General features: G+C 52.5%; 10 protein-coding genes. 3 read left to right on the plus strand and 7 right to left on the minus strand.

Annotation, left to right across the window (positions count from 1 at the left end):
• Window positions 1-203 precede the first annotated feature (203 nt).
• Both ACQ0MK_RS15120 and ACQ0MK_RS15125 read left to right on the plus strand, forming a co-directional pair.
• The gene (locus ACQ0MK_RS15120) at window positions 204-791 is read left to right on the plus strand and encodes a DNA-3-methyladenine glycosylase I (RefSeq protein WP_430473310.1); all 588 of its coding nucleotides are present in this window, start codon (window positions 204-206) and stop codon (window positions 789-791) included.
• Between the two features lie 52 nt (window positions 792-843).
• Entirely contained in the window at window positions 844-1,995 is a 1,152-nt protein-coding gene (locus ACQ0MK_RS15125) for a glycosyltransferase (RefSeq protein ID WP_430473311.1), read from the plus strand.
• Here ACQ0MK_RS15125 and ACQ0MK_RS15130 read toward each other — a convergent pair.
• From ACQ0MK_RS15130 to ACQ0MK_RS15155, 6 genes are all read right to left on the minus strand, one after another.
• Window positions 1,992-3,038, minus strand: coding sequence for a LacI family DNA-binding transcriptional regulator (locus tag ACQ0MK_RS15130; RefSeq protein ID WP_430473312.1), 1,047 nt, complete (start codon window positions 3,036-3,038; stop codon window positions 1,992-1,994). The two genes, ACQ0MK_RS15125 and ACQ0MK_RS15130, sit on opposite strands and share 4 nt — an antisense overlap.
• Window positions 3,039-3,134: 96 nt before the next feature.
• A complete protein-coding gene (locus tag ACQ0MK_RS15135; protein WP_430473313.1) occupies window positions 3,135-3,752 on the minus strand; it encodes an alpha-ketoglutarate-dependent dioxygenase AlkB family protein in 618 nt (205 codons plus the stop codon).
• A gap of 117 nt (window positions 3,753-3,869) precedes the next feature.
• Window positions 3,870-5,321: an efflux transporter outer membrane subunit gene (locus tag ACQ0MK_RS15140; RefSeq protein ID WP_430473314.1), complete on the minus strand. Its 1,452-nt coding sequence runs from the start codon at window positions 5,319-5,321 to the stop codon at window positions 3,870-3,872.
• Window position 5,322: 1 nt separating this feature from the next.
• Complete coding sequence (locus tag ACQ0MK_RS15145) at window positions 5,323-8,511, minus strand: efflux RND transporter permease subunit (RefSeq protein WP_430473315.1); 3,189 nt, start codon at window positions 8,509-8,511, stop codon at window positions 5,323-5,325.
• A 2-nt stretch (window positions 8,512-8,513) separates the two neighbouring features.
• Window positions 8,514-9,659, minus strand: a complete 1,146-nt coding sequence (locus ACQ0MK_RS15150; protein ID WP_430473316.1) for an efflux RND transporter periplasmic adaptor subunit — start codon at window positions 9,657-9,659, stop codon at window positions 8,514-8,516.
• Window positions 9,660-10,004: 345 nt separating this feature from the next.
• The gene (locus ACQ0MK_RS15155) at window positions 10,005-12,134 is read right to left on the minus strand and encodes a methyl-accepting chemotaxis protein (protein ID WP_430473317.1); all 2,130 of its coding nucleotides are present in this window, start codon (window positions 12,132-12,134) and stop codon (window positions 10,005-10,007) included.
• A gap of 360 nt (window positions 12,135-12,494) precedes the next feature.
• Here ACQ0MK_RS15155 and ACQ0MK_RS15160 point away from each other — a divergent pair, with 360 nt between their 5' ends.
• Window positions 12,495-13,403 (plus strand): AraC family ligand binding domain-containing protein, encoded by a 909-nt coding sequence (locus ACQ0MK_RS15160; protein ID WP_430473318.1) that lies wholly within the window; start codon window positions 12,495-12,497, stop codon window positions 13,401-13,403.
• On the opposite strand, the gene ACQ0MK_RS15165 is transcribed toward ACQ0MK_RS15160, so the two are convergent.
• Window positions 13,376-14,179 (minus strand): carbon-nitrogen hydrolase family protein, encoded by an 804-nt coding sequence (locus tag ACQ0MK_RS15165; RefSeq protein ID WP_430473319.1) that lies wholly within the window; start codon window positions 14,177-14,179, stop codon window positions 13,376-13,378. The genes ACQ0MK_RS15160 and ACQ0MK_RS15165 overlap by 28 nt on opposite strands.
• Between the last annotated feature and the right edge of the window lie 2 nt (window positions 14,180-14,181).

Consider the following 14,181-nt stretch of genomic DNA (forward strand, 5'->3'; position numbering starts at 1 on the left):
TAACGCAAGCGCAGAGCGTTGTTTTTCCCACTTTCCGGGTCAAGTTTTCATCGCTTTGTGATCCCTGTCACCCGGACGACTAACAATATGGCCCCCTCCCCAACCCAAAACTGTCAGGAGATGTCAGGCAATTGCCGATAACAGCTTGCTGTCAATCAGGCTTCGCGCCAGAAATACCAAGTTGTAATCACGGAGCATTCATCATGAACATTTCAGATCACCCACGGTGCAAATGGGCCATGAGCCATGCCGACAAACCGTTTTATGTCGATTATCACGACGCCGAGTGGGGTGTTCCGGTTCATGATGACCGGCTTTTCTTTGAAATGCTGATCCTTGAAGGCGCACAGGCAGGATTAAGTTGGCTGACCATTCTGGCCAGGCGAGACACATACCGTGCAGCATTCGATCATTTCGATGTGCATAAAGTTGCGGCCTATGACGATGCCAAACAACAGACCCTTTTGGCCGATCCGGGGATTATTCGAAATAAGTTAAAAGTCGCGGCGACTATTCAAAATGCCAAAACATTCATCACCATCCAAAAAGAGTTCGGAAGCTTTGATGCCTATATCTGGCAGTTCGTGAATAACCAACCCGTGATCAATCACAGGAACACCATGGGCGATGTCCCGGTTTCAACCGAGCTTAGCGACCGCATTTCAAAGGATTTGAAAAAACGCGGCATGAAGTTTGTCGGCACCACCATCATCTATTCATTCCTGCAGGCCACCGGCCTTGTGATGGACCATACAGTTGAATGTTACCGCTTCCATGATCTGGTGAAATAGCCATCTGTTCGGATTGTCCAAGGCCTGCTATAGGCTTGGTATGACTTTGGTAATGCACATCATCAATGAACTTGATGCCGGGGGTGCGGAACGCGTCCTGACCCGGATTACGTGCCATAATGCCCAAAGCACAGATCCCGATGCACCGCGTCAGATCGTTGTTTCACTGATGGGTGAAGGCGTCTTTGGCGCTGACCTTCGTAAAGCAGGAGTCGCGCTTTTTTGTCTTGGCATGTCATCGGGTGTTCGTGACCTGCCCGGTGCAATTTTCAAGCTTGCCGGTCTTATGCGCCGTCATAAACCCGATGCCATCATGTCATGGCTGTATCATTCCGATTTTATCGCCACCCTGGCCGCAACCCTTTCGGGACGTGGGACCAAGCGTTTGGCGTGGAACATTCGCTGTGCAGAAATGGATCTGTCGCTTTATGGCAGATCAACAAGGATTGTTTTAAACCTTCTGGCAAAGCTTTCAGACCGACCAGCAGTTATTGCCGCAAATTCCCATGCCGGACAACGCCACCACATCACATGCGGCTATCACCCGAAAAAGTGGGCCTATCTTCCAAACGGGTTTGATACCGACGAATGGCGTCCTGATCCGGCTGCAAAAAAGCGCCTTTGCAAGGAACTTGGCCTTGCCCCGACCACATCGCTGATCGGTATGGTCGCACGCAAGGACCCGGCAAAGGATCATGCGACCCTGTTTGACGCTGTCGAACTGCTACGTACCAACGGCCATGATGTGCATCTGGTTTTGATCGGACAGGATACAGAAACACTAACATTCCCCGACGCGCTTAAGGGTCATATTTCCGCCCTAGGCCTGCGCCGTGATGTTGCCCAACTTGTCCCGGCCCTTGATGTTGCGGTTTTGTCATCAAGCTTTGGCGAAGGCTTTCCCAATGTTATTGGTGAGGCCATGGCATGTGGTGTACCGGCCGTTGGCAATGATGTTGGCGATGTGGCCGAAATTCTGGGCGGCACCGGCAAGACCGTCCCGCTTCACGCGCCAAATGACATGGCAAGCGCGATTGAAGAACTTCTTGGTGAAGACCCCGACAGCAAAACGTTCCGTAAGGCCGCATCACGCAAACGGATAATTGATCACTATAGCCTGACAGCCATGAATGACCGGTATCTTGTCCTGTGGGATGGATTGGCGGGGAAGCGTGATTTGCCGGAATTTGATTTCGCGGATTAATCAGACTTGCTGGAACCGCGAAGCAACAGTTTGGTTGTCAGGGTGATGGTTTTACCGCCATCATCCGATAGCGCCATTTCAGCGGCCAGCCGGCCCTTTTCAACGGAATCCTGATACATTGTTGTCAAAGGTGGATCGGTGCGTTCGCCTGCGACAATGCCATCAATGCCAATGACCTTAAGATCATCCGGGACCTTGCGCCCGACGCTCCGCGCGGCATCAATTGCGCCGATCGCAATCACATCGGACATGGCCAGAATACCATCAATTTCAGGATGGCTTGCCAGCATTTCGGCCGTCATTTTGGCACTGTGCTCAGACTGGTTATCGCATTCAATATGGATCACATCATCGGCGGTGATCCCGGCCTTACCCAGCGCATCATGATAGCCCGCCAATCGTTCGCGCACGACACGGTGGCTGGCAGCACCAACGCGGTTGGCATTCATCGGGCCGAAGTGATCATGCTCGGTTGCCTGCAATAACAGGATGGCAAACCGTTTCGCCCCACAATCAAGCAGATGCTGTGCCGCCCCCTTTGCCGCAGCATGATCATCTAGAACCACGGTTCCGGCGGCACCGGCAATATCGGTATCAATGCTAATTAACGGCTGATTGCGGCGCTGAATCGCGGCAATGATGTCATTGTTATCCGAATAGCAGTGAACCAGAAACGCATCGACCGCGGCATTATTGACCGCGGCAATCGCCTGTTGCTGATTTTCGGCCGAAATGATCATGACATTAACCCCGTGATGAGCGCATTCACGCCCGATCCCGCGCAGCAATTCAATCGCCACCGGATCACTAAAGGCATATTCAAGATTATCGGGAAAGACCACGCCAAGTGCCCCGGCCTTGCCAGTACGCAGCATACGGGCCATGACATGTGGCCCGCGATAGCCAAGTTCCTTGGCCGCAGCAAAAATGCGTTCGCGGACTTCCGGGCGCACCAGATCCGGTTTGCCAAAGGCATTCGACGCTGTTCCTTGCGAAACCCCGGCGGCCTTGGCGACATCCAGAAGTTTTACGCGTTTTGCCATGCGTCCCGTTCTCCGATCCCGTGTCTTCACGATGCTATTGGTTTGAATTGGCTACACTATAGCCAGAAGCCCGCCATCTCTACCAGAAGCTAATCCCTATCGGGATTCCGATTGCGTTTTACGGAATGTCAGATTGATGCGGGGGCCTACCTGTCTTGCCGTTTTAGGCAATTGATGAAGCCAGAAATGCTGTGTTGCGCCCGACATGATCAGGGCCGAGTTATGCGGTAAATCAATGCTGATCCGATCACCAGTTTTCTTATGACGCAAATGAAACCGGCGTTCTTCGCCAAAAGACAAACTGGCAATGACCGGATTTTCACCCAGCACATCTTCGTCATCGGCATGCCAGGAAACGCTGTCGCGGCCATCGCGATACTGATTCAACAAAACCGTGTTAAACGATACCCCTGCCCCGGAAAGTTCTTCGGCCAAACTGCGCAAAGGCACGATGATTGATGGAAAGGGGGCTGCTGGGTGATACACGCCGCTATAGCGATAGGCGACCTCGCCATACCATGCAGTCAGGCGCGGAACGGCGATTTCTTTGCCATGAATTCTGGCAATTTCCTGCTGCCAGACAATACCGCTTTTAAGGCGGGCAAAGGTCTTGTCCGCATCGTCAGGTGCCATGATGTCACGCAACAACAAGACGTCGCCGTCAAATGGCAAAAGATTGCGTGGTGGTTCATTGGCAAACAGATCGCCGGTCATGATTTTCCCCGGAAGTCATTCTGCCAAAGACCTAGGCCGAACGAAGGCGAAACTCAAGCCACAGTTCGCTGATATATTCGTTTTTGCAAGTTGTTGGGATGTTACGTCGCCAAGAGACTAGCCGTTGATCAGTATCACACCTTCTTGCGCGGCATAGCGTTCAACGTCTTCAACGCTTAATCCCGCAGCACTGTAAAGATTGATGGTTTCAAGTTCGAGATCGGTTTCGGCATCGGCAAGTGCCTGTAACGATCCGGTCAGGCTGCGCTGAGAATCAAGAACATCGAGAAAGTCCGACAGACCTTGCACAAACCGTACCCGCGATTGATCAAATGCGTCCCGGTGATATTGCACCGATGCAATCAAAGAATCGCGTTGCTGCACCGCCCCGACATAGCCGTAAATCGCACTTTCAACTTCTTCAATCGCGTTCAACAAGGTTTGGCGATAGGTCAAAAAGGCCTGCTCGGCTTCTTCTTCGGCAACCGTGATATTGGCCCGCCGTTCGCCACCATCGTAAAGGGTCGCATCAATTACGGCACCGATTGCCGCCATTGCAGTTCGAACAATTGGACCACTGCCATAGCCCGTCGCCCCCAAGGCCAAAGACCCGTTAAGGGTCAGTTCCGGATACAGCGTTGCCGTTTCCACCCCGATTTGCGACGTCGCGGAGATCAGGGAAAGTTCGGCAGCACGCACATCGGGCCGCCGGCGCAAAAGATCGGCAGGGACGCCAATCGGCGGGCTGCTTTGGAATTCCGGCAGGGGTGATGTATCAAGCAAGGCATCGCGATGTTTGCCTGGCTGTGCGCCGACAAGGATCGAAATCGCATTGATGGATCGGTCGATGCTGGTCTGCAAGATTGGTACGGTCGCTTCAAGGTCGGCGACTTCGGCACGGGCACGCGAAAGATCAAGTTCCGATCCAAGCCCGGTTTGCAAACGCACCTGAACGATGTTGCTGGTCTGACGTTGCAGATCAAGCGAGTCTTGCAAAAGTCCAAGACGTTTTTGCGCACCACGCAGCTCAATATAGTTGGTGATGATATCGGCAATCATGGTGCGATAGACATCTTCACGCAGATAAACCTGTTGCAAATAATCTGCTTCGGCGACTTCTTCTTCGCGTGCCTGACCGCCCCAGATATCTGCCGTCCATGACAGATCAATTCCCGCGCCAAATCCAATGTCATCAACACGGTTGCCACTTACACGGCTTGATGTCGTACGATCAGCCGATCCATCAACGTTGGCATCAATTGTCGGACCATTGGCCCCGGCCACCCCGCGCGCGCTTGCGGCGGCGGCGCGAATACGGCTGATGGCGATCTTAAGGTCGATATTGTTGGCAACACCTTCGTCAATCAGGCTTTGCAAAACAGGATCTGTCGTACTTTCCCACCAACGCCCCTGTTCTGCCTGACGTGCGGCAATCACCGGAATTTCCGGGGAATAGGCCCCGACCAGATCAAAGTTCGGTGCAATATAATCCGGACCAACCGACTGACAGCCTGCCAGCCCGACCAGTATCGCAATGCCAGAAACTGCGAAAAAACGATTGTTCTTCATGTTATTTCGCACTTCCTTCAATTCCGCTGGGCGCTGAACCATGCGTCACGTCTTCTGGAATTTCACCGGTATCGGGAATGTCTTCTGCGGCACGCAACTGGGTTTGTAATTTCAAACCGCCATCGGCACGGGCCGACACCAAAGGTGCCAACAGCAAGTAAAGCACCGGGGTCAGGAACAAGGTAAAGACCGTGGCAAAGCCAAGCCCGCCAAACACGACCCAACCAATCGCCGCACGGGCTTCTGCCCCGGCACCAGATCCCAACACCAATGGCAAGCCACCCAAGACGGTTGAAATCATCGTCATCATGATTGGCCGCAAACGCACCATTGCCGCATCGTGAACTGCTTCGCGGACGGATTTTCCAGCATCACGCAGTTGATCGGCAAATTCGACAACCAGAATGCCGTTCTTGGCCATAAGCCCGACCAACATCACAAGCCCGATCTGGCTATAGATATTGATCGATGTACCACTGAGACTAAGTGCATAGATCGCAGCCGCCAGACCAAACGGTACCGTCAGAACCACCACAAGGGCGGACATGAAGCTTTCGAACTGGGCTGCCAGCACCAGCAACACGACAAGAACAGCAATCAGGAACGTAATCTGCACATCATTAGATGCTTCACCAAGAGCCGCAGCATCCCCAAGGAACAAAATGCTGGTCCCGGTCGGCAGAACATCGTTGGCAACTGTCGTTACATCCGCAACCGCCTGATCAATCGTGTAGCCCGGCGCAAGATTAGCCGAGACAGTTACAGCACGTTGCTGACCTTCGCGTCCGAGCTCGGATGCCACCGCCTCTTCGCTTAGCGTAATCACCGAAGATAGCGGCAAGGCGCGCCCATTCGCCCCGGTCACAAACAGATTTTCAAGGTCGGAAGGATCATTGATGCTACCCACGGCACTGCGCAGTTTGATCGGGATATTCTGATCATCCACATTAATGTTGGTAACTTCATATCCTTCGATCATCGTGCGCAACGTGGTATCAAGCTCGTCAATCGGAATGCCCAGATCAAAGGCACGTTTTCGATCAATATTAACCAAAAGCTGTGGCTGGGTGGTTTGATAGGATACCCGCAAGCCCGTCAGGTTCGGGTAATTGGCTTCCAGCTCTTGCTGCACTGCACGCGCATGTGATGCCAATATCCGGTAATTGGTTCCGGTCAGGGCGAACTGCAATCCTTCGCCTCCACCGCGTAGACCCAAACTGTTGGGCTGCCAGACAACGGCCTGAACACCGGGAAGTGCATTAAGTTTCCCGCGCACACCTGCGGTAATTTCTTGCTGACTACGCGCCCGTTCTTCCCATGGTACCAAAGGAACAATTACCAGCGCACGGTTATTGTCGCGGAATCCAACAATCGTATAGATGTTATAGGCTTCACCATCTTCGACAATTGGGCGCAGGATATCTTCAACCACCTCGACCTGTCGGTCCATGTAATCAATGCCAACCCCGTCAGGCCCACGCAACGACACCAGAAGACGTCCACGGTCCTCGTCCGGTAGAAGTTCCTTGGTCACGGAACCATACACCCCGAATGCCAGCCCCCCTGCAACGATACAGATCATCAGTGTCACAACCGGATTGCGCAAAACCCATTCAAGAATATGACGATAAATCCCAGCAAAGAAGAGCCCGATCCGTTCAAGAAAATTGGGAGCGCTATCCGTATCCCCGTCATGCGGATCAATATGTTTAAGCCGCGACGCCAGCATGGGACAAAGCGACAGGGCAACAAAGGACGACACCGCAACCGCAAAGGCCAGAACAAAGCCAAATTCGCGGAACAGACGTCCCGCTGTACTTGGTAGGAATGAAATCGGCACAAACACCGAAATCAATGTCAGGGTTGTTGCAATAACGGCAAAGAACACCTGCCGGGTGCCAAGCACAGCCGCCGCCATTGATCCCAAACCCTGATGGCGGCGACGCTGGATGTTTTCCAAAACCACGATCGCATCATCAACAATCATCCCGGTTGCGAGAACAAGGGCCAGAAGTGTCAGAATATTGATCGAAAAGCCCATTGCCCAGATAGCAGCCACCGTCCCGATTAGGGCTATCGGAATGGTTACGGTCGGAATTAATGTTGCACTAAAAGAACGTAGGAACAGATAAAGCACACCGATAACGATGATGATGGCCAATGCCAAACTATAGATCACTTCCCAAAGTGCACCTTCGATGAATACCGCATCATCGGAATTCACAAATACGTCGATATCGTCGTATTGGCTGTTCAGGCGTTCAACAACATCGCGCACACCATTGGAGATAGCAATCGTGTTCGATTGCGCCTGACGAACAACACCAAGCCCGATCACCGTGCTTCCATCAAGGCGAACATAAGAAGTGGCATCATCCGGGCCGTAGTAGATATCGGCAATATCTCCCAGCAATATGGCATCACGCACCAGCATCTGATTCAGTTTATCAACTTCCCAGACAGAGGCATCGGCACGGACAAACAGTTTTTGATCCGAGGATTCGAAGCTGCCTGCAGGAATGTCAAACTGAGCTGTGCTCAGAACATCGGCAACATCCTGCACCGACAGGCCGTAACTGGCGATGCGCAAAGGATCAATCCGCACATGTAGAACTTTTTCGCGATCCCCATTGATCGTGATTTCAGCAACACCGGGAACGGACAGAAGTGCCGGGCTGATCTGATCATCAACAATATTGGTCAATTCTTCTTCAGTCAGACGATTACTGACCACGGCCATACGCATAATCGGGCTGGCATCGGCATCGGCCTTGATCACACGGACATCTTCAACTTCGTCGGGAAGACTTCGTGACGCACGACTAACCGCTTCACGGATGTCGCTTGCAGCATCATTGATTTCAATATCAGGATAAAACTCAAGCCGGACACGGGAACTGCCCTCTTCACTTTGGGAGTTGATGTCCTTGATACCACTGACCCGTGATGCTGCACTTTCCAGAACAGAAGTGACTTCGGCATCAACAGTTTCAGGCGATGCGCCGCTGTAGGTGGCCGTGACCGTAATGGTCGGACGATCCACATTGGGCAGTTCGCGAATTTCAACCCCCAACATCGCCGCAAGACCGGCAAGAATGATCAGAAGAGAAACCACACAAACAAGAACCGGCCGCCGAATGCTGAGCGACGCTAGGTCATTGTGGTCCTGATTACCGGGCATATCCGTCATGATCAGGATCCTTCACCATCACCCTCGCGGGCAGCAACACCGGTGTCATCATTGCCGCGAATGGTTGCCGCAACGGTCCGCCCGGGCCGAAGACGTAAAACACCCTCAACAACAATCAAGTCACCCTTGGAAACCCCTCCATCAAGCAGGATGCGACCGTTGGTACGTTTCACAACACGGACAGGAACACGAGAAACTGTTTCATCCTTAATCCGCCAAACATAAGTACCGTCATCGCCCCATAGGACCGAAATTTCGGGAACGGATGGGTATTGCTTACCCTCGATATCGACATAAACCGCAAAGGACATCCCAGCCAGTAATCGCGCGTTGGGATTTGGCACGCGCGCACGCACGTTAAATGTCCGGCTTTCAGGGTCGATACGGCTGCTAATTGATTCGACAACACCGGTAAACAGCTCGCCCGGTAGGCTCCATGTTTCGACCCGAACCGATTGACCCGATTTTACATTACCAAACCGGGTTTCGGCGACTTCGAAATCAACCAGAATGCTATCGATGTTATCAAGTGTCACCAAGATGGTTGAACTATCAACCCGGTCGCCTGCTTCAATCTGGGGAATACCGATGATACCGTCAAACGGAGCCAAAATGGTGCGGTCGGCCAAATTTACTTCGGCCTGATCAAGCTGAATTTTTGCTTCAGCCAATGCTGTACGGGCGCTATCGACTTCACTTTCTGCAACGGCCCCCAATGGGCGGGCCTGTTCATAGCGTCCCAAAAGTTGCTCGGCATCTTTGGCCTGAACGGCGGCCAGGTCACGGGCTAGGCGTTCGCGTTCGGAATTCAGGATAACAAGAACCTGCCCCTTGGTCACCTTGTCCCCGGCGCGAACCAAAACATCCGATACTTCACCAGATACCGCCGGATAGATTGATACCCCCAGTGCGGATTTGCCGGTCCCGACAGATTCTACCACGGTTTTTTCATCCATCAGACTGGCATATTCGGCAATCACCGGCAGGCTACGGTCGCCACCATTGGCACCGCCGCGTTGTCCGCCCTGTTGCGTTTGACCAGCCGGCGACACAAGAGCGATGATTTCGTCCTTGGCAAAGATATAGGCAGATGCCGCCACTGCAATCAGTACGACGCCTGCGATCAGAAGCGTTGATTTACGCGCCATCGCATTGATACTTCCAAGTCGGGCCAGATCAAATGATCGTCCCCGTGAGAGCCCCATTCCCGTCCGGGAAAACTTCTGTATTTCAATTTATTACCCGAAAGGGACGATTATTCTTTTTCGAAATACGTATGTCCGGAAAGATATTGCAACCTGCCCGCCAGAACCACACAAAAAGTGTATCAGAAACGTCGCAGTTTGTATCGCAACTCTCGCTAAACTCTACCTTTCTTGCTGAAACATTATTTCAAATGCAACAAGCCTGCACACGCTGTACGGCATGCAGGCCTGTTCCGCTTAAAACGTGACATGATTTATGTCAGGTACAAGTGATCCAAAGAACCGATATCAAGCAGCACCCCGCATATTGCCATGGGGAAACGCGACCAGATTTTGATCCCGCCAATCATTGATTTGGAATGCGGTATTGTCATCCCGGTCCGCTGGCGCATCATCAGAAACCTGATTATCGTCACTGGTAGAGGCCACGGCACGATCAAGCGATACGGTCAGTTCCGTGACATTGCGTTCGACTTCATCTGCGCGACGGTTCAGATCAAGGCTTAGTTTTCGGGTGACTTCGATATCGTCAGAAACTTCGCCAATTGCCGTACCGACATTGCGCACTGCATCACCGGCAAGGGTAATCGCCCCTGTGATTTCTTCGGTCTCTCGGCGTTGATGTTCGACGTCACCAGCGACTTCGTCAGATATCGTCATCATGGAACGAACGGTCACACCAACGTCTTCCATCGATGCCACACAGCGATCTGTTACCGCGCCCATCGCATTTACATGCTCTGTGATCTGCTTGGTTGCCTGTTCGGTTTGACCGGCAAGATTTTTGACCTCGGCTGCGACAACGGCAAAGCCTTTGCCTGCTTCACCGGCACGGGCAGCTTCAATCGTTGCATTTAGCGCAAGCAAATTGGTTTGCCCTGCAATGCCTCGGATCAAATCAACGATCTGTTCGATACTGACCGCAACTTCGCGCAGATCATCCACCGCCTTGGTCGATTGTTCGGTCGACCCCACAGCGTTTTGAGCAATCTCGCGCTGATGTTCTACCCGGTTGGCGATTGACCCAATGGCCTTGGTCAGGCGGATGGCCGCATCACCAATTGCGTTGGAATGCGACTGGCTGTCTTGTGCTGCACTGGTTGCGGTTTGGGTTTGAAGGGTGACGCGTTCAGCAGCTGCTGCGACCTCGGTCACGGCTTCACGCATGCGGGTGACCTGATGGCTGACCGATTTGACAAGCCCGGTGGTTTCACCTTCGATCGTTTCGGCCATCGCACCAAGGGATGCCCGACGTTTTTCTTCTTCGATACGCTGCATGGTGATGCGTTCTTCAGCCATTTGTTCGATCTTAAGCGCATTTTCACGGAAGATCGCAACAGTGCGTGACATGGTACCAAACTCATCGAACCGTTTGGTATCGACCAGATCAATATGGGTGTCGTTTTCACTTAGGCGCGTCATGTCATCATTTACCCGCTTAAGCGGGCGCAGGATGCTCATGGCAATGCCAAATGCCAGTACCAGCGCAACAAGTACACCGACCGCCGCCACCATGATGTTGGTGAGTGCAGAACTCTCCGATTCTGCATGGGCTGCTTCGACCAATGCAGCTTGGCTGGCCATTGCTTCCTGGCGGATGTTTTGCGTGATAGATTGCACTTCACGTACGGCAGATTTGAAATTGTCCATCGATTGACGGAACCCGACGATTGATCCTTGCAACTGATTCGCGCCTTGTTTGAGCAAATCATTGTCGCGGATCGCGTACGAAAACAGCTTCTTGTCATTCCGCTTAAGATCGCTAAAGGACGATTTGATTTCTTCCTGAAGGTCGGTCAGGGCGGATGTCTGACTGCGTGCTGCTTCAAGTGCATCATCGGTGCGTAAGATCGGGAATTGCAAACTATTGACGATGGCGGCCAGATTGGCGGAACCAAGTTTGTCGCTGTATTTTTCCGCAATGGCGGGATCGCGTTTGGCGATGAATTCTTCGAGCTTGGCAGCAGACTGGCCCAACTGGTTTGCCCCCAGCAGCATCGTATCAGACGCCGCCGTCAGGTTTTCAGCCCGCAGGACAAGTGGTTCAAGCGTCCCGATATATTCAGCACTCAAGCTTTCAAGCGCGCCTGCGCGGTCCAGATCACCAGCGGTCCGCAGCGCATCTACAAGGGTCGCACCACTAAGTTCTGCGGCTTCTCGGATGGTGGCAATGCCTTCGCGATCCTGAAGATCAACGGTTTGGGCAAACAAAAGAACCTGATTTGAGAGACGTTCAAGTTTCAGGGCATAATCATTGGCAAGGCCGACCAGACTGGTGCTTTTGCTGATCCGATCAGCATGGGCGCCAAAGCCAAGAAGATAGGTCGAGGAAAGCGCACTTAGACCGACAAGCAAGACAACCAGAACAAAGAAGCCGGCGAAGATGCGTGATCCAATGCGAATTCGATCAAGGAACATGGGATATCCAAACATAAAGTGGGACGTTTGGCGCGATCCTTACACCGGCTGAGTGCCTAGTTTTGTAACACTTAGATGAAATTCGCATTCATCCACATACATTTGACCGCTACGATAGATTTTGCAGCGCAATACAACATTTAATTCCATCAAAAATGTTCATATGAACACGACCCTATACAGGAATAGAGGTCGAACTATTCCTTTCTGAAAGGCGTGTTTTGCACTTTTGCCCCGATTATCGGCGCGACTCGGTCGGCTGGCGTGTGATGATTGGAAAATCCGGTCCCGGCCGACTTAAAATGTCACCATGACAATATTGTACAAGCAGGGTTGATTTCGGATCGTTATAATTTCCCGATGGAACAGACTTCGCGCAAAATCGCAGCCCCGGGAAATCGCAACACTGCGACCCGGCACCCGCCTGAGATTGCCCGTCATTGGCGGGCAGCAAACGGAATTGATTTGTTCGAAGCCGACTATAAGAATTTCACATTCCCCAAGCACAGCCATGACTATTACGCCTTTGGCACCATCCTGAACGGGGCGGAACAGTTTATGACGCGCGGGACGAATTATGTCGCATCGCGTGGGCAACTTTTAATAATGAACCCGATGCAGGTTCATGATGGTGGTCCGGCATCCGATGATGGTTATCAATACCAAATCATGTTCATCGCCCCGGACGTGTTTGGTGATCTGGTCAGCGAATTATCCCCCACCAGCACGGGCCTGCCGTTTTTTGGCAATTGCGTGGTTGATGACCCGGAACTACATGTGCAGCTTCAATCACTGCACCGCATGTTCCGCCCGGATTTGGCACAATCGACAAGCTTGCTCGAACGCGACAGTCAGCTTTTATACAGTGCCGCGCGCTTGGCCCTGCGTCACGCAGATGCGCCACCTTATCTTTATCGCCCTGGATCCGAAGACAAACGGGTGCAGGCGATCATTGATTATATGGAAGCCCACCTTGATGAGAATATTGCGCTGGATGATCTGGCGACCCTGACCGGGATAAGCCGGTTTCATTTACTGCGCGTGTTTCGCGCGGCCACCGGGCTTCCGCCGCACGCCTATTTCAATCATATGCGATTGCGCCGCGCCAAGCGGATGCTGTTTGACGGCGAACCGATTGCCGATGTTGCTGCTGCGACCGGATTTTCAGATCAAAGCCATCTGAACCGCCATTTCAAGGCAATGTGGGGGGTCAGCCCCGGTGCCTTTATCGCAAGTCTTGATCAGTTTTCGTCAAGAATGCCGAAATAGCTTTCCGGGCGTCGATCCACCAGATACGGGAACTCGGCACGTGATTTTTTCAGCGCATCAAAATCCAGATCGGCCATGATCAAACCATCCTGACCATCGGCACGGGCAAGATCACTCCATGGGCTGCAAATCACGCTTTTGCCAACATAATCAAGCGCGCCTTCCTGATCGCAACGATTGGCATAGGCCAGAAACATCTGACTTTCCATCGCACGTATGGGAACCATCATTTCCGCCACCCGATCATAGGGGGCCATCTGGGCGGTTGGGACCAATAAAAGATCACATCCCTTTAACGCAATGCTGCGCACCAATTCAGGAAATTCAACGTCATAGCAGATCAGCATCGATACTTTGATACCGTTCCAGTCAATCACCAGCGGCATGTTATTGCCCGGTGCAAAACACGTTCGATCCAGTTCACCAAATAACTGAATTTTACGATGCAGCAAACGCCGTTTGCCGGTTTTGTCAAACAGTGCGCAGGAATTGTAATTGCGCCCGTCATCGCCCAACTCGCCAAAGCCGACCACAATCGCAATGCCGGTTTCACGCGCGATGTCACATACCGCCGACAGGCTTTCCCCTGATAACGGTTCGGATTCCGCCAATATCTTTTCGCGGCCAATATTATAGCCGGTCAAATACATTTCAGGTGCCACGATCAGTTCGGCACCGGCATCGCGAGCCTCACACGCACGGCGTGCGAGGCTCGCAATCCGGGTCGGTTTATCAAAGACTGCGTTTTGGCCGGACTGATAAACCGCAATTTTCATGA

Origin of the sequence: Thalassospira lucentensis (assembly GCF_050516545.1) — a bacterium.
GTDB lineage: Bacteria > Pseudomonadota > Alphaproteobacteria > Rhodospirillales > Thalassospiraceae > Thalassospira > Thalassospira lucentensis_C.

Coding starts and splice junctions, on each gene's coding strand:
- ACQ0MK_RS15140 (WP_430473314.1), bottom strand. CDS start 5,321: ATGAAGAACAATCGTTTTTTCGCAGTTTCTGGCATTGCGATACTGGTC.
- ACQ0MK_RS15155 (WP_430473317.1), bottom strand. CDS start 12,134: ATGTTCCTTGATCGAATTCGCATTGGATCACGCATCTTCGCCGGCTTC.
- ACQ0MK_RS15160 (WP_430473318.1), top strand. CDS start 12,495: ATGGAACAGACTTCGCGCAAAATCGCAGCCCCGGGAAATCGCAACACT.
- ACQ0MK_RS15120 (WP_430473310.1), top strand. CDS start 204: ATGAACATTTCAGATCACCCACGGTGCAAATGGGCCATGAGCCATGCC.
- ACQ0MK_RS15125 (WP_430473311.1), top strand. CDS start 844: ATGCACATCATCAATGAACTTGATGCCGGGGGTGCGGAACGCGTCCTG.
- ACQ0MK_RS15135 (WP_430473313.1), bottom strand. CDS start 3,752: ATGACCGGCGATCTGTTTGCCAATGAACCACCACGCAATCTTTTGCCA.
- ACQ0MK_RS15150 (WP_430473316.1), bottom strand. CDS start 9,659: ATGGCGCGTAAATCAACGCTTCTGATCGCAGGCGTCGTACTGATTGCA.
- ACQ0MK_RS15165 (WP_430473319.1), bottom strand. CDS start 14,179: ATGAAAATTGCGGTTTATCAGTCCGGCCAAAACGCAGTCTTTGATAAA.
- ACQ0MK_RS15145 (WP_430473315.1), bottom strand. CDS start 8,511: ATGACGGATATGCCCGGTAATCAGGACCACAATGACCTAGCGTCGCTC.
- ACQ0MK_RS15130 (WP_430473312.1), bottom strand. CDS start 3,038: ATGGCAAAACGCGTAAAACTTCTGGATGTCGCCAAGGCCGCCGGGGTT.